Genomic DNA, 16,324 nt, shown 5'->3' with positions numbered 1-16,324 from the left:
CCGTGATGGTGCGCATGGGCGGGCGTGTGGCGTCAGGCTTCGAGAGCCTTCAGCAGCGGCTGGACACCGAGGATGCTGATTATCCGCTTCAGGTTGTAGGCCAGCACGTGCAGGCTCATCTCGGTTTTGACCTTCTCCAAGGTCTTCATCAGGAAGTGCGTGCTGCCCATCCAGGCCTTGATGGTCCCGAACGGATGCTCCACCGTCTGCCGCCTGATCGTCATGGCCTCCGGCATCCGCTCCAGCCGAGCCTGCATCCGGTCAAGCACATCCTCATGCTGCCAGCGCTTTTACCCGCTTGTGCGTGTCCGGCGTGCAGCGGGGCTTGAGGGCACAGCTCGAACAGGCGGTCAGATTCCGGTAATGATCGATATTGTCCCGGCGATCTGAACGCACCTTGCCCTTGGTCAGGTGCTGGCCCGCCGGGCAGGTGTAGTGGTCCTGCTCGGCGTCGTAGATGAAGTCCTGCCCGGTGAAGAGACCGCGCTTGGTGTTGCCGGAGGTCAGCGTCTTGGGAACATAGGGCAGGACACCGCTGCCCTCGCAGGCCAGCACCTCGTCACCTTCTGCTTCGGCGGCACATAGCGAGCGCTGCGGTTATGAGGTGACCACCATGAGTGCTCTGCTGCGCAATTCATCCATGACATACCATTCGGGCAGAAGTGCTAACCCCGCGCCTTCAAGATACGCTTGGTGAGGGGCTTCGATGCTGCAGCCAAGGATCCGGCACTTGGCAGGTATCGAGGCTTCGCCCGCAGGGTTGCGAACGAAGCGTCTGCTTTTACGCTACGCCTGTCGTGTTGGAATATTATTACTCAGAGCGGGGATTAAGTGCATCGTTCAAGCCATCCCCAAGGAGGTTGAAACCCACAACGACGGCGATAATGGCTAAGCCAGGAAAGAGAGCCATCCATGGAGCCTCGCTTAAAAATTGGCGGGCAACGTCAAGCATGCTTCCCCAGGATGGAGCTGGGGGAAGTTGGCCAAGCCCAAGGAAGGCAAGGCTAGCTTCGGCGAGGACGGCAACGGCCATGGTGAGAGTCGCCTGCACGATGATTGGAGCGAGGACATTGGGCAGAACGTGCTGGGTGATCAGGTTGAAGTTGCCGATCCCAAGCGAGAGCGCGGCGGCGATGTATTCCTCACTGCGCACAACCAAGGTCTGAGCGCGAGTCAGGCGGATAAAGATCGGCGTTGCTGAGATGCCGATCGCAATCATCGCGTTTTCAAGGCTCGGGCCGAGAAAGGCTGCAAGCGCAATCGCTAGCACAAGAAACGGACAGGCGAGGAGGGCATCCGCGAGGCGCGAAATGATCATGTCTACGGCTCCCCCGAAGAAGCCGGCCACTAGGCCGAGCGGGATGCCGATGACAAGAGCAACGAGCACCGACACGACACCCGCTGCCAGGGAGGCCCGTGCACCGTAAATAACGCGCGAGAGAACATCGCGCCCAAGATCATCGGTTCCGAACAGATGGGCCAGGCTCGGAGCCTCGCGTATGGCCATCCAGTCGGAGGCATTGGGATCGGAAGGCGCAATCCAGGGCGCAAAGATTGCCAGGATGATGAAAATCGCAATGAGGGTCGCCCCGATGATCGCAGATGGCTCTCGGCGTAACCGCCTCCATACGCTCAAGGCACCTGTCTGGGAGGGCGATGAGCCCGACACGACAGCAGCTTCAGTCGTCATCCTCGCAGCCTCGGGTTGAGCAGGACATAGGCAATGTCGGCAAAAAGGCTCATCAGCACGAAAATGGCAGCCGTGCACAGAACAACGGCTTGGACGACGGCATAGTCGCGGCTGAACACGCCATCGACGATCATTTTACCAAAACCAGGTATGCTGAAGACTTGCTCAGTCAGAACTGCACCAGCGAGAAGCTCGCCGAACTGCAATGTCCCGAGAGTCACGACCGGGATCAGGGCATTAGGGAGGGCATGCCTCAATACGATCACTCGCTCCTTCACGCCTTTAGCGCGTGCTGTCCGGATGTAGTCCTGCTTGAGAGATCCTAGCATTGCGCTTCGAGCATGACGCATGAGGATCGCCGCCGTGCCGGTACCAAGGACAAGGCTCGGCATGATCATGGACTTGATGTTGAGCCAGAGGCTCTCCGACGGGGGAACATAGCCGCCGGCCGGAAGCCAGCCGAGATTGACCGAAAACAGCAGGATCAACATGATCCCGAGCCAGAAATTCGGGATCGAGAGCCCGGCGAGGCCCAGCACGCTGGCGCCATAGTCGACGGCCGTGCCACGTTTGAGCGCGGCAACGATGCCGATAGGGATTCCGAGTGCGATGGCGACCAACATCGAGAGAATGGCAAGCTCGATGGTGACGGGTAGCTTTTCCTGCAGCATCCGGCCGATCGGCAGGCGTGTCCGGATCGACGTGCCGAAGTCACCTTGCATCAAACTCCCGAGCCAGTGGGCGTATTGCACGGGCACCGGATCGTTGAAGCGGTACTTTTCACGTAGGTATTCGATCACCTCCGGGTTTCGTTCCTCGCCCGCGAGTGCGAGGGCAGGGTCCCCTGGCAGAAGCTTCTGCAGGCCGAAGACCATCATCGAGACCAGGAGTAGCGTCGGTAACGCGACAGCAAGCCGACGCCAGAGTAAGCCCATCATCTTAAGTCGCCGATCACTTCGTCAATGGAAATGGCGCCGTCATGCGGACGGCGCCACCTCATTATCAGGCTCCGGGCTTCAGTCCCGTCAGCCGCAGCAGACCATCAGGATAGATCTTGACCCCCGTGACGGCCTTGCGCGCTGCGAAGAACCAGTTCGGGTGGTAGAGCGGGATCGACGGAAGGTCTGTCAGATAAATACCCGTCGCCTTTTCATAGAGTGCCTTGCGCTTAGCTTCGTCTGACTCGGCGCGAGCCTGGATCAGAACAGCATCGAGTTCCTTGTTGCAGTACTTGTTGACATTCTGAGCCCCTGAGCACCCGAAGAAAGCGACCAGCGTGGGATCCGGATCTGCACGCCCGCTCCAGTTGCCGATATAGGCCTCGAAGTTCCCGTTGAGGTAGCGCTCGATCGCCGATGTGGTCTCCAAGGGCAGGAGCTTTACCTCGAAGCCTGCCTCGGCCGCCATCGACTGAATGATCTGGGCCACTCGGCTGTCAGCGAGAGAGTTCTCATAGGTCAACTCAATCGGAACTTTCGTCTGTCCGGCCGCTGCTATCAGCTCCTTGGCTTTTTTGACGTCGCGCGCCGGCGCCGGGTGAGCCTTGCTGTAGAACGGGCTCGATGGCGGGATCATCTGGTTGTCGGCTAGGAATTCACCGTTGAATGCAACGCGATTGATCACGTTACGATCGATGGAGAGTTCGAAAGCCTGACGCAGCTTGGCATCGCGGCCAAGTGGCGTATCCGCCTTGGTGCCGTTGCCGACGTTGACCATGAAATGTGAAACCGCGAGCCCAGGCGCGGAGTGCAGCGCCAGGTTGCTGTCCTCGCGCACGGTCTTCAGATCAGTCGGGGCAATGCGCTCGGCAATGTCTAGATCGCCTGCGCGAACGCGCGATAGGCGCACGGTCGAGTCGCCAATGTAGTTGTAGACCACCTCATCGTAGCCGATCTGGCTGGCATTCCAGTAATCGGCGAATTTCTTGACTCGGATGAGATCGCGGGACTTGCGCTCGACGAACTCATAGGGTCCGGCACAGACGGGAGCCGCGCCGAAATCCGCACCTTTCTCCTTCGCAGCCTTCGGTGAAACCATCATGCCGGCCCGGTCGCTGAGATTGGCGAGTAGTGGGACGAACGGTTCGGACAAGGTGAAGTGGACCTTGTCGGCTGCAAGTGCCTCCACTCCGGAAACAGGAGCAAGTTCCGCCTTCCTCTTGGAGTCAGGCATGGTCTTCATGCGCTCGATATTGAACTTCACCGCCTCTGCGTCGACGGAAGTTCCGTCATGGAACTTGACGTTTTTGCGCAGGGTGAAGGTAATCCCCTTGCCGTCCTTGTCCCATTCCCAGCTCTCCGCGAGCTGCGGAGCGATCTTGAGATCCGGCGATATGTCGACAAGCTTGTCGCACAGAGAGGCGAAGACAAACCGGCCAGTGTAGGTGCCGCTGGTCGCCGGATCTAGAGCATCCGGATCGTCCTGGATGCCGACTCGCAATGTTGCCGCCTGGGCGGCGCCCAAAAAGAGCGTCAGGGCCGATGCAGCCAAGAGCGCTGAATGTGTCAGTCTCATCTAAGCTCCCTCTGTTTTTCTGCGGTTTCCCCGCTATTTCATAAAGCAATCACGGTGTCCTTCATTTGTAAAGATACCGAACGAAACTCTCTCTAGATCTTCCGGAAGTAACGATTCCTAGTCCATGCAAACTGGCTTTGAGCGATTTGGAGGCGCTTGACGGCCGATTTGGATTGTTATTAGTTCATCTACTTGACGAAAGCGGAGCGTCGATGGACGAACAGCCCAATCCAGTTGTGCGGCAATTGTCGGCCCGTGCGGTCGTCGAAACTGTGCTGAAGGCAGGGCCGATTTCACGGGCCGAACTGTCGCGCATGACCGGCCTCTCAAAGCAAACGATATCCGATGTCATCCGGGATCTGGAAAAGGACGGTTGGGTTCGCGAGCAGGGCCAAGTGCAGGGCGCGGTCGGTCGCAAGGCTGTGACCTACGAGATCTGTCCAGATGCTGCTTTCGTGCTCGGAGTCGATCTTGGCGGGACCAAGGTCCATCTCGCTCTCGCGGATCTCGCTGGAACGGTCGTTGCTGAGGTGGCCGAACCGACGGATCAGCGCGGAGGATTGAAGGTCATCGAGCAGATCGGATTGTTGACGGAAGGTCTCGCGAAACAGGCTGGCGTTCCACGGCACCGCATCCGGGGAGGCGCCATAGGCAGCCCAGGAGTCATTGATCCGCGCTCGGGTGGCATCACGATTGCGCCCAACATCCCAGGTCTCGATGTCATCGATGTTCCGGTGCTGCTGAAGCAGCACTTGGGCTTCGATGTGAACATCGAGAATGATGTAAACCTTGCAGCAATAGGCGAGCAATGGCAGGGCAACCATCGCTCGGTACACACCTTTGCATTCATTGCCGTTGGCACGGGGATCGGGATGGGCATTGTCGCTGACGGCCGGCTGATCCGAGGAGCGCGGGGGGGGGCCGGTGAAATCGCGTATCTCCCGGTCGGCGGGGATCCCTTCGATTCACGTAATCATCTGGTGGGCACGCTGGAGATGGCGACAGGCAGCGCCGCCATCGTTCAGCGCTACATTGGGCTTGGCGGGGCATCCGGCGCGACCGTGCGCGACATCTTCGATCATCTGGAAGAGGACGAAGCGGCCCGAGCCACGATCGGCGAAGTCGCGCGCACTATCGCGACTGCTATCGTTGCGATTCATAGCATCATCGACCCCGCGCTGATCATCATGGGCGGCAGCATCGGCGTCCGGCCTGAGTTGAAGGTGGCACTCGAACAGCACCTTTCACGCTGCATGGCCAATCCCGTCCCGATTGAAATCAGTTCACTCGGAAGCCGGGCGGCGCTGGTCGGTGCCATCGGGACCGCACTCACTCATCTGCACAGGTCGCTTTTCGGCATCGGTCTGCCAGGCGAGCCTGCATCCGGTCCTCTTATGCGCCAGGCCCCCGACCGGGATGTTGCGGCATGACCGGTAGAAAGCGGATCGGGACGAAGCGAGACGAGAGACTCAGAACACCTATTATGGGATCCGGCGAATGCCGGAGGGCGCCAAAATGAAAGCGGTAGATCAGATGCAAGCTCTGCGAGATTTCATGGTGCCGGGACGCTCGGTTGCCGTCAGCGACCGGGGTATGGTCGCCACGTCGCATCCAGCCGCGACGATTGCGGGCGTCGATATCCTCCGAGCAGGAGGCAATGCCATCGATGCCGCAATTGCTGCCGCCGCGATCCAAGGCGTTGTCGATCCGCACATGACGGGTATCGGCGGCGATTGCTTCGCGCTCTCCGCACCGGCTTCGGGCCGACCGATCAGCATCAATGGCTCCGGCCGGGCTCCTCGCCGCTCCGAGCTCGACTGGTTTCTGTCGCAGGGGATGACGGCAATCCCCGACGACTCCGCTCACGCGGTCACGGTACCCGGCGCGATTGATGCATGGTGCCGTCTCGCGGCCGACTACGGCACCAAGGGTCTCGACGAGATTCTGGCGCCCGCCATTCGCGCTGCGGAGGAGGGGTTTGTCGTCACGCCGCGTGCGGCTCTCGATTGGGCGCGCTATGCCGACAGGATCGCAAGGCACGGCACTGGAACAGCGGTCTACCTGCCGGGCGGCACGGCACCTAGCGTCGGTGCCCGGCTGACGCATCCGGCTCTGGGCGCAACTCTGCGCCGCATAGCGCGGGAAGGGCGCAAGGCCTTTTATGAGGGCGAGGTCGCCGAGGAGATCACGGCTGTTCTCAAGGGATTGGGTGGCCTTCATGAGATTGACGACTTCGCCCGCTCCTCGTCCGATTATGCGGAGCCCCTCTCCACCTCCTATCGGGGCTACACCCTTTACGAATGCCCGCCCAACGGCCAAGGGATCGCGGCCCTCCTGATTGCTCGGATTCTGGAGGGCTTGGATCTGGCGGACAGGGACCTGAGCGAGGCTGACCGCATTCATCTGCTCGCAGAGGCCACCAAGGCCGCCTATCGGCTGCGCGACGCACTCGTCGCCGATCCTGCCTATGCGCCGCTCGATGCTGCCGCGCTCCTGTCAGATGCCTCGATTGCGGCCTTGCGCAGGCCGATCACGATGGACCGGGCTCTCGATCCTGCTGTCTGGGATCTGCCCGAGCACCGGGATACGGTCTACATTGCCGTCGTGGATCGTGATGGCAATGCAGTCTCGTTCATCAACTCTATCTTCCACGCTTTCGGGAGCGGTATCTACGCGCCTCGCTCCGGCGTTCTCCTGCAGAACCGTGGCGCAGGTTTCCGTATCGCCAAGGGGCATCCCAACGCCATCGCTCCGGGCAAACGACCGTTCCACACGATTATCCCCGGGCTCCTGGCCAGGAACGGCCGACCGGTCATGCCATTCGGCGTCATGGGCGGGCAGTACCAGGCAACGGGCCACGTGCATATTCTGTCCCAACTGATTGACCGCGGCCTCAACGTGCAGCAGGCATCCGACGCGCCGCGTAGCTTCGCCTTCGGCGGCACGCTCTCGCTCGAACCAACCATTTCCCGGGACACGGCCGAGGACTTGGCGAGGCGAGGCCACAATATCGTCTGGGCCGACGAGCCGCTTGGCGGATGCCAGGCCATCTGGATCGATCATGAAAACGGCGTGATGTACGGGGCGTCGGATCATCGCAAGGATGGCATTGCGCTGGGCTTCTAAGAGTGCATGTCTCACAGGTGAGAAGGTTTCGATGAGCACGCAATCAGGATCTAGGGCCGTTCTCGCCATTGAAAATCTCACCCTCGCGCTGCCATCGGCCGCCGATAGGCCCTTTGCCCTCAAGGATGTTTCGCTTGAGTTGCGTGCCGGCGAGATCCTCTGCGTGGTTGGAGAGTCAGGCTCTGGCAAGTCCATGTGTGCTTCCGCACTCCTCGGTCTGCTACCTAATGTGGTCAAGCCGACGGCGGGGCGGGTTCTGTTCGAAGGGCGGGACCTTCTGACCCTTTCGAACGAAGACTGGCGCGAACTCCGCGGTCGGCGCATAGCCATGATCTTTCAAGAGCCCATGACGGCTCTAAACCCAGTCATCTCGATTGGAGACCAGATTGCGGAGACCTTCGAGGCGCACGATCTCCTCACGCCCGCCGAACGTCGCGCTCGTACAATCGAGCTCGCCCGAGAGGTTGGCCTTCCGGACCCGGAGCAGATCGTAAAGTCCTATCCTCATCAATTATCCGGCGGGCAGCGTCAGCGCGCCATGATCGCCATGGCCCTCGCGCTGGAGCCATCCATCTTGGTCGCCGACGAGCCGACAACCGCTCTAGACGTGACCACTCAGGCACAGATCCTGAAGCTGATCCGTGATTTGCAGCAGCGTCGTGGCATGGCGGTGATGTTCATCACTCACGACTTCGGTGTCGTCGCCGAGATTGCAGATAGGGTCGCGGTTCTGGAGAGAGGGATTGTTGTCGAGCAGGGAACGGCTGAAGCCGTGCTCCAACGGCCTCAACACCGCTACACTCAGAGCCTCTTGGCGGCGGTTCCCACGCTAACACCTCCGAAACGCCCGTCAGTGGAGGGAGCGCCTCTGGCTTGTGCAGTGGTTGGCCTCCGCAAGACCTACAAAGGCAGGGGCATTCTCATGCGTTCGCGGGAGGTTAGTGCTGCCAAGAATGTCAGTTTCGAGATAAGACGAGGCGAGACGCTGGGTTTGGTCGGCGAGTCAGGCTCTGGAAAGAGCACGATCGGCCGTCTCGTCGTGCGCCTGCTCGATCCCGATGCCGGGACCATTCGTCTCGGAGAGATTGATCTATCAACGCTGTCCGGATCAAGGCTCCGTGCCGCTCGACGGCATATCCAGATGGTATTCCAGGATCCGTTCGCGTCGCTTAATCCTCGCCGCCGGGTCGGTCGGATCATTGCGGACGGCCCTGTCGCCCATGGTGTGCCGATGCAGGAGGCCATGGCTAAGGCGCGTGAGCTTCTGGCCCTTGTCGGTCTCGACCCACGCGCGATTGATCGCTACCCGCACGAGTTTTCCGGAGGGCAACGCCAGCGCATCGGCATCGCCCGCGCACTAGCGCTCGAACCCGATCTGCTGGTGGCTGACGAGGCTGTCTCGGCGCTCGATGTTTCTGTTCAGGCGCAGATTCTGAAGCTTTTGGAAGAACTCAAAGGTCGCCTCAAGCTCGCGATGCTGTTCATCACCCACGACCTCAACGTAGCCGCACAGATCTGCGACCGCATTGCGGTCATGCGCCAAGGCGAGATCATTGAGGTCAAGCCGACTGCAGAACTGCTGCTCCATCCGGAGCATCCCTATACGCAGGCCTTGCTCGCATCCGTTCCCGGTCAGTCGCTGAGGGGGACTGCGCCGGTAGCATAGTCAACATGGGCGAGACTGTTCATTGGATCACGAAGGGGGAAATATCATGTCAGAGCCAGCTATACTCGACACGCTCCGAGTCGGCCTCGTCGGAACCGGCTTTATCGCTGCGTTCCACCTTCAGTCGATGATCGGCGTACGCAACCTGCAGGTCACGGGGGTCTACAGCCGCTCTGACGAGAGGCGTCGCCGCATCGCCGAGAGGGCGAACGCGTTAGGTCTCGGTCCAGCCAAGCCATACGGGAGCTTGGAGGCAATGGCCATGTCGGGCGAGGTCGACGCCCTATGGATCATGACGCCCAATGACACGCGCATCGACATCATGCGTGAGATTCACCGCCTCAAGAAGGCAGGCGCTCCGATCCGCGCTGTCGCCTGCGAGAAACCCTTGGCGCGAACGCTCGCCGAGGCGCGAGAGATGCTGAATCTGGCCAATGATGCCGGGCTGCTGCATGGATACCTGGAAAATCAACTCTTCTCCACGGCAGTTCTGCGCGGAAAGGAGATCATATGGCGCCGGGCCGTTCCCAGCGGGGGACGTCCCTATCTGGCCCGGGCGGCCGAAGAGCATTCAGGGCCGCACGAGCCGTGGTTTTGGCAGGGTGAGCGCCAGGGCGGCGGCGTGCTGTCCGACATGATGTGCCACTCTGTCGAGGTGGCACGTTTCCTGCTGACGGAGCCGGGGAAGCCCCGTGCAAGCCTGAAGCTGGTCAGCGCCAGTGCGACAACAGCGACACTCAAATGGACTCAACCACGCTATGCGGCGGATCTGAAGAGCCGGATGGGAATCGATTTCACCCGCCGGCCGGTCGAGGACTTCGCCCGCGGGATTATCACTCTAGAGAGTCAAGATGGGGAGCAGCTTTTGATCGAAGCAACCACGTCTTGGGCTTATGTCGGCGCCGGCCTCCGGATCCAACTGGAGCTTCTCGGTCCAGAATACTCGATGGAGTTTTCCTCACTATCTGCAGGTCTCAAGATCTTCCTGTCGAGACACATTGCTGGCTCTGAAGGCGAAGATCTGGTGGAGAAGCAAAATGCAGAGCAGGGCTTGATGCCGGTGATCGAGGATGAGGCTGGGATATACGGCTATACCGACGAGAACCGGCATATGGCGGAGGCGTTCAGAAAGGGGGCGATGCCCGCCGAAACCTTCGCGGACGGCGTTGGGGTCATGGAGATGTTGATGGGGCTCTATCGCTCTGCGGAACTTGGGCAGACTGTAGCCTTCCCGGATCCGCATCTGGAGACCTATGTTCCGCAGGTCGCACGGCCGACCTGATCAAATCAGAGAGAACTTGATTGACGAATGAAGGCATCCCGGCTGGGCGTAAGTCTGGATGCAACTGTTCCAACGGACTCTGGGCTCGCACACCCATACGGTTCGAACGTCGCGTTCTGTACTAATTCAACAAAGAGGATTCGAAAAATGGCGGGAAGACTGGAAGGACAGGTCGCCGTCCTGATTGGAGCTGCGCGGGGCATTGGCGCCGCTATCGCCGAGCGCTTCGTCGAGGAAGGGGCGAGCATCGTCATCGGCGATACCGAAGTCGAGGCGGCGCAGGCAACGGTGACGCGCCTCGGCGGCGAAACAAGAGCCCGATTCGTGAAGACCGACATCTCTCAGGCCGCCGATGCCGAGCGGATCATGGGAACGGCGCAGGATGCGTTCGGGAAACTGGATATCTTGGTCCAGAATGCCGGTATCTATCCCTGGACCTTGATTGAGGACACCGACCCTGCGGAGTGGGACAGGGTGATGGCGGTCAATCTGAAGGGGACGTTCCTTGCGGCGAAAGCCGCGCTGGGTCCCATGCGCAGAAACGGGTATGGAAGAATGGTCTTCACCTCGTCCATCACCGGTCCGCGCGTGACCAGTCCTGGCCATGGTCACTACTCGGCCACAAAGGCCGGGATCAATGGGTTCATCAAGTCCGCCGCCCTAGAGTTTTCCGGCGACGGCATCACGGTCAATGGCGTCGAACCTGGCAATATCCTGACGGAGGGCATGCAGGCGAGCCGGAGCCCTGAATTTATCCGAATGATGGAGCAAGCCGTGCCTCTTGGACGCCTGGGAGCGCCGCGCGACATCGCTCACACGGTCCTGTTCCTCGCCTCTGATGAGGCAGCGTATATCACCGGCACGACGATTGTCGTGGACGGCGGGCAGACTCTACCCGAAGGCCACGATTTCAGGATCAAGCCCTGACGGAACTGAGGGCGGAAACTGAAAGAAGCGTGAGTACGCAGGGTTCAGCAAGAAGGAACAGGATGAAGCAATCTTGCAGGCACCTGCTGAAGCGAAAGTCCGTTCCTGGCACTCCTGAGACGTACGCGTTTGGTCCGCTTCGGCACTGAAGTGCCGACGTTCGTTAAGCGACCGGAACGTGAAATTTTGACCCGAAACCGACCTTCCTGAATGCCATAAGGGAGCTGCCGGATGACGGCATTCCCCGGCACGGCACACCCACTGGATCAGCGTCTTCGCGCCGCGGAAGTTACCCGTGTGTGCGCCCATCGCTGCGCTTCACCCAGCGACTCAAACACCAATGATCGCGGCCCTCCGCTGGCGCACGGGCCGAACCCCGCCTCCAGGAACCACTTTCTTTCCAATTCCGGTTCCGCGTGCTCCTCCCCGTCCAGGCGGACCAGCACAGCAACGAGACGGCCCTCCACGCACACGAGGAAGCCTTCCTCATCCCGGCTGCTTGTATCGACCATGACCCGTTGCAGGCTCGGACGCTTCTCCGTCCAGGCGATATCCTGTGCAACCGTTGCGGCCTCGCCCACCTGCGTGAGGGCAGTTGGGAAAGGGCCGTTGTCCACCAAACCCTGACCAGCGAGCCGTGGCGCATCATCGCCGAAGTGCTCCCGGACCGCCTCAGACCCGAAGCGCCGCAGCACAGCCAGGAAAAGCGTCTCGGCCCGCGCATCGATCTCTTCCGTGAGCCGTTCACGGGTGTCGAGGTCGTGCGCCGTGTCGGCCTCGTTCCAGGCGTGTACGCGCTCGTCAAGCTGGACGAGAGCACGCTGGATGTCTGGGGGCAGGGAGGCCCGCCCGGTCTCATTGTCGGACGTACGCGCCACAGCTTGTGTCTCCGTCGCTCCACTGACGTCGGTCAGTCCACGGTCTGTCGATCGCGGTATTTTCCTGAGGGACCGTCCTCATGTCCCGGCCAGGACGTCTTCGCCCCTCCGGGGCCGCTTATAACTGCAAAAAGCCTGCGGCATTGGGCGGCGGGCTTTCCACTGTCAGGATCACGACGCGATCAGGCCACCTGGCGGACCTGCTCAGCCGTCTTCTTGGCCTGGACCGTCACCGTGCGGGTGACCTCGTCGGTGATCTGGATCGTGAGTTCGGCGATGCGACGGTTGTTCTCCATCGTCAGCTCCAGGTTGTCACGCAGGAGCGAGGCCTGCACCTCGATGAGGTCCGTCATCGAGCGGCAGTGGGCGAGAGCATTCAGGGCTTCAAGATTGCGTTGCAGCCGCCGCTGGCTCCGCTCGAGCACCTCGCGGGAGACGTCCTGAAAGCCACGGGCCAAGGCTGTGCCGGAATGGGCGACCGCCCGCAGGTTGTGCGAGGCCTCCTCCGTCAGTCCTTGAGCATCGCCGCCGGACCGGCCGAGAACCTGCATCGCCTGGCCGGTCGAGCGCCGGGTCAGGTTCGTGATAGCCTCAAGGCCACTCTCCATGGCCTTCTGCATGGCACGAGCCATGGTCTGCGCGCCTTCCACGCCGGCCCGGAGGGTCTCCGCGACGTCCTCCGTCACCCGCTGCACGGTCTCGGCCTGCTCGCGCGAGCGGCGGGCGTCGGCGCGCCTGGTTTCGTCGATGCTGGCCATGTCTTCCTCCACTTTCTCGGCTACGGCTTGGGCCTCCTCGTCGCTCAGGACCTGGAGAACGGCGGGGAGCAGTTCCTTCCGGTCGTCCCGGAGGTGCTGCTGGAAGGTCTTCCTCAGCTCGGCCACCTGGCCGAGGAATTCGCTGCTGTTCTTCGGCATGCCCTCCAGCTCCGCGAGCTGCGTGGCCGTGTCCTCGTTATCCTTGGTGGCATCGCGCAGAAGGTCGAGCATTCCGTGCCGTCTCAGCACAGAGAAGAGGTGCTCTTCCTGAAGCCTCGCGAGCAGTTCCAACTCCTCCTTGAGGTCTTGGACGAGCCTCTCGCGGGTCTTCACCGCTCCGTCGGACGTGGCGAGCAGCTTCTCGAAAAGTTTGTTCGCCTTGTCCGGTGGCGCTTTGCTGTATGGTCCGTTGGTTGCCATCGTCCCCTCGCCAAAGCCGAAAGGCTCGGCGCATGGCGCCGATGCCACGGGAAACTCGAAAACTGGAACTGGAAACCCGTAATGCCGGGCCGAACATAGCCTAGCGCGATTAACATGGGTTAGCGTCAAACCCGTGCACGGGCGAGCGGGTTCCTCCTCAGGGATGTCCCGATGCGGCGGAGGGACGAGAGATCGCAGGCTCGAATCCATGCAGGGTAGTCGGCTCGGTCGCGTGCGAAGGCCTCGCTCTCAAGGGATTCTGATATGTGGCAGTAAGGGCCGCCCGCCGCAGGTCAAGGATCGCGGGTCGCAGGGAACCCAGTCTCTCGGCACGAGGTTGGCCTCAGCGAGTTGGAAAAGAGGAGAGCGAGGCGGACCTTTACACAATCAGGCTTAGAGATCGTGTTTGGCACACTTGAGACGCTACGCCGAGGGCAGCAATCCTCACGTAACTAGACATTCCGAAAAGTGAATGGACTTCATTGCCTGACCCACTGCGGACCATTCCGTGGTTGGGGCGTATGCCTGGAGAGAGCGCGGCATGCTGCCGTCATAGCCAGAGCTTGGCATGGGACGCTTTCCATTATCCACCCTGGCCGGAAGGGTTTAGACTCGTCGCGTCGCGTTCAGGGCAGCGCTGGCCTGATGCCAGTCACATCAACCTCCCTGAGGAGGTCCCCATGTACGCACGGCTGACGACGTTTCGCGTCAAGCCCGACAAGATGGGTGACCTGCTCCGCTGGCGTCAGGAGAGGGCCATTCAGCAACTCTATCCGGAACTTTGATTAAGGGATCGTTTTAGTCCTTGTAGGCTGCCTCAGTATCTCCGCGTCCGCTCGTAGCGACACGCTTGGAAAGCAGCATGGAAAGCACGGTCGAGCCTCTGCCCAATGGCGGCATCATGGGCGCACGCGTGCGACACCACGATTGGACTTCCACGTCTCTCGGTCCCATCGCAACCTGGCCCCAAAGCCTGAAGAGCCTCGTCAATCTGGTTCTGGCGGCGCCGCTCCCGATGAACCTGTTGTGGGGGCCAGAGCTCATCCAGATCTACAACGATGCCTATGCGCCGCTCATGGGGCTGAAGCATCCTGCCGGCCTGGGCCAGCCAGCGGCTGAGTGCTGGCACGAGGTCTGGGAGGTCGCCGGGCCGCTCTACGAGCGTGTGTTCGCGGGCGAGACGGTGGTCCTGGAAAACAGCCAATGGATCTTGAACAGGCAGGGCGTTCCGGAAGCCGCCTGGTTCGACAACTATCTCATCCCGGTCCTCGATGAGAAAGGCGCGGTCGGCGGCGCACTCGTCATAGCGTTCGAAACGACAGGGCGGGTCAAGGCTGCGGTGGAGCGAGACCAGTCAGAGCAGGCGCTGCGGGCGAGCGAGCAGCGCCTGCAACGGGTCATCGAGACCGATGCGGTTGGCATGATCTTCTTTGACCATTCCGGCACGCTCGTCGACGCCAACGATGTCTTCCTGAACATGACGGGCTATACCCGCGCCGAGGTGGGGCGGCGCGAACTGACCTGGCGCCGACTGACCCCCGCGGAATGGGTGGGGATCAGCGAAGAGCAACTGCAGAAGCTCGCCGCCACGGGACGGATTGGCCCCTACGAGAAGGAATACATCCTCAAGGACGGATCACGCCGATGGATGCTGTTCGCCGGGCGCGATCTCGGCGATGGAACGACTGCGGAATACTGCCTCGACATCACCGCCCGCAAGCAGGCGGAGACTGCCCTACAGGCGAGCGAGACCCGGCTCCAGGCCGCCGTCGATCTCGTCGGTCTGTCGCCCTACACCTGGGATCCGGCCACGGGAGCCCTGGGCTGGGATGCCCGGCTCAAGGCCATGTGGGGGCTGCCGCCTGATGCTTCTGTCGACCACGAGGTGTGGCTATCTGGCATTCATCCCGAGGATCGCGCTCAGGTCGATGCCGCGCTTGCCCATTGTGTCGACCCCACAGGTGACGGGGTCTACCACATCGACTACCGCGTCATCGGGATTGACGATGGGGTCGAGCGCTGGGTCTCCACCCAGGGCCGGACCACCTTCGAAAATGGCCAGCCGGTGGGGTTCACCGGGGTCGCGCTCGAGATCACCGAGCGCAAGCGGGCCGAAGCCGCCCTGCGTGAGAGTGAGGAGCGCTTCCGGCAGTTCGCCGAGAACTCCAACAGCACCCTTTGGATCCTCGACCTTGCGACGATGAACCTCGAATACCTGAGCCCCGCCTTTGAGGCCATCTGGGGCGAAACAATCGCAACCACGCTCGGCGATCCCAGCCGGTGGAGCCGCTTCCTCCATCCGGATGACCGGCAGCGGGTGTTCGATGCGCTTGACCGGGTCAGACTGGGCGAGGCCTTCACGGAAGAGTTCCGCATCGTCCGTTCTGATGGGGTGGTGCGCTGGATCCGCGATACCTTCTTCCCCATGCGTGACGCGCAGGGCCGGATCCGCCGCGCCGGCGGCGTTGCCCAGGACATCACCCGCCATGACGGGCGCTTCGTCTATGTGGTCGATGCCGACGAGCCCTCGCGTCAGGATCTGACGCGAGGGCTGCGCGACGCCGGCTATGACGTGAGAGCCTTCCCGTCCGGCAAGGCGTTCCTGGAGGCGGCCCCGGCGCTCGCGGCCGGCTGCGTGGTGCTCGACATGCGTCAGCCCGAGGCGGGTGGCCTGACCATCCCGCGGGAGCTCAAGGCCCGGCGCATCGGCCTGCCGGTGATCGTGCTGGGCGCGCTCCAGAGCGATGTAAAGTCTGCGGTGCAGGTGATGAAGACCGGCGCGGTGGACTTCCTGCCGGTTCCCTATGCTCCGGATGAGCTGCTGACCGCCCTTGCGTCGGCCGCCGCTGACATTTCCCAGGCCGACGAGCACGACCAGGAGGCCAACCGGGCCCGCGGGCTCATCGCCGAGATGCCGGTCCGCGAGCGCGAGGTCCTGGAGGGCCTGCTGGCCGGCCAGACCAACAAGCAGATCGGCCGGGCCATCGGCCTCAGCCCGCGCACGGTGGAAACCCACCGCGCTCATGTCATGCAGCGCCTGGGCGCCAGGACGATCCCTGAACT

Annotated in this window: 11 protein-coding genes and 1 pseudogene; 6 read left to right on the top strand and 6 right to left on the bottom strand. The window is 61.7% G+C overall.

Features of this window, described 5'->3' with window-relative positions:
- Positions 1 to 32: 32 nt before the first annotated feature.
- The 4 genes and pseudogenes from DDF70_RS30650 to DDF70_RS30635 form a co-directional block, all read right to left on the bottom strand.
- Positions 33 to 564 (bottom strand): annotated as a pseudogene (locus DDF70_RS30650) (transposase); the annotation flags it as partial.
- A 247-nt stretch (positions 565 to 811) separates the two neighbouring features.
- Positions 812 to 1,690: an ABC transporter permease gene (locus DDF70_RS30645; RefSeq protein WP_114948449.1), complete on the bottom strand. Its 879-nt coding sequence runs from the start codon at positions 1,688 to 1,690 to the stop codon at positions 812 to 814.
- On the bottom strand, positions 1,687 to 2,628 hold the full coding sequence (locus DDF70_RS30640; protein ID WP_114948448.1) for an ABC transporter permease: 942 nt from the start codon (positions 2,626 to 2,628) through the stop codon (positions 1,687 to 1,689). The genes DDF70_RS30645 and DDF70_RS30640 overlap by 4 nt, the downstream gene beginning before the upstream one ends.
- 64 nt (positions 2,629 to 2,692) lie before the next feature.
- Positions 2,693 to 4,204, bottom strand: coding sequence for an ABC transporter substrate-binding protein (locus DDF70_RS30635; protein WP_114948447.1), 1,512 nt, complete (start codon positions 4,202 to 4,204; stop codon positions 2,693 to 2,695).
- A gap of 212 nt (positions 4,205 to 4,416) precedes the next feature.
- On the opposite strand from DDF70_RS30635, the gene DDF70_RS30630 reads away from it, so the two are divergent.
- The 5 genes from DDF70_RS30630 (at position 4,417) to DDF70_RS30610 (ending at position 11,205) form a co-directional block, all read left to right on the top strand.
- Positions 4,417 to 5,634 carry an ROK family transcriptional regulator gene (locus DDF70_RS30630; RefSeq protein ID WP_114948446.1) on the top strand — a complete coding sequence of 406 codons (1,218 nt, stop codon included), beginning with the start codon at positions 4,417 to 4,419 and terminating at the stop codon, positions 5,632 to 5,634.
- Between the two features lie 85 nt (positions 5,635 to 5,719).
- A complete protein-coding gene (gene ggt, locus DDF70_RS30625; protein WP_245435705.1) occupies positions 5,720 to 7,330 on the top strand; it encodes a gamma-glutamyltransferase in 1,611 nt (536 codons plus the stop codon).
- A gap of 31 nt (positions 7,331 to 7,361) precedes the next feature.
- Positions 7,362 to 8,996 carry an ABC transporter ATP-binding protein gene (locus DDF70_RS30620; RefSeq protein WP_114948445.1) on the top strand — a complete coding sequence of 545 codons (1,635 nt, stop codon included), beginning with the start codon at positions 7,362 to 7,364 and terminating at the stop codon, positions 8,994 to 8,996.
- Between the two features lie 46 nt (positions 8,997 to 9,042).
- Positions 9,043 to 10,278, top strand: a complete 1,236-nt coding sequence (locus DDF70_RS30615; RefSeq protein WP_114948444.1) for a Gfo/Idh/MocA family protein — start codon at positions 9,043 to 9,045, stop codon at positions 10,276 to 10,278.
- A gap of 147 nt (positions 10,279 to 10,425) precedes the next feature.
- Positions 10,426 to 11,205 (top strand): SDR family oxidoreductase, encoded by a 780-nt coding sequence (locus DDF70_RS30610; RefSeq protein WP_114948443.1) that lies wholly within the window; start codon positions 10,426 to 10,428, stop codon positions 11,203 to 11,205.
- A 266-nt stretch (positions 11,206 to 11,471) separates the two neighbouring features.
- Here the strand turns inward: DDF70_RS30610 and DDF70_RS38415 are convergent, their stop codons facing one another.
- Both DDF70_RS38415 and DDF70_RS30600 read right to left on the bottom strand, forming a co-directional pair.
- Positions 11,472 to 12,083, bottom strand: a complete 612-nt coding sequence (locus DDF70_RS38415; protein WP_245435704.1) for a hypothetical protein — start codon at positions 12,081 to 12,083, stop codon at positions 11,472 to 11,474.
- Between the two features lie 182 nt (positions 12,084 to 12,265).
- Positions 12,266 to 13,261, bottom strand: coding sequence for a phasin family protein (locus tag DDF70_RS30600; protein WP_114948442.1), 996 nt, complete (start codon positions 13,259 to 13,261; stop codon positions 12,266 to 12,268).
- Between the two features lie 862 nt (positions 13,262 to 14,123).
- On the opposite strand from DDF70_RS30600, the gene DDF70_RS30595 reads away from it, so the two are divergent.
- On the top strand, positions 14,124 to 16,324 hold a 2,201-nt coding region (locus DDF70_RS30595), incomplete at its 3' end, for a PAS domain S-box protein (protein WP_114948441.1).

The organism is Microvirga calopogonii, assembly GCF_003347665.1.
Lineage (GTDB): Bacteria > Pseudomonadota > Alphaproteobacteria > Rhizobiales > Beijerinckiaceae > Microvirga > Microvirga calopogonii.
Note: the sequence above shows the minus strand (reverse complement) of the source record. Positions and strands in the feature narration are given on the sequence as shown.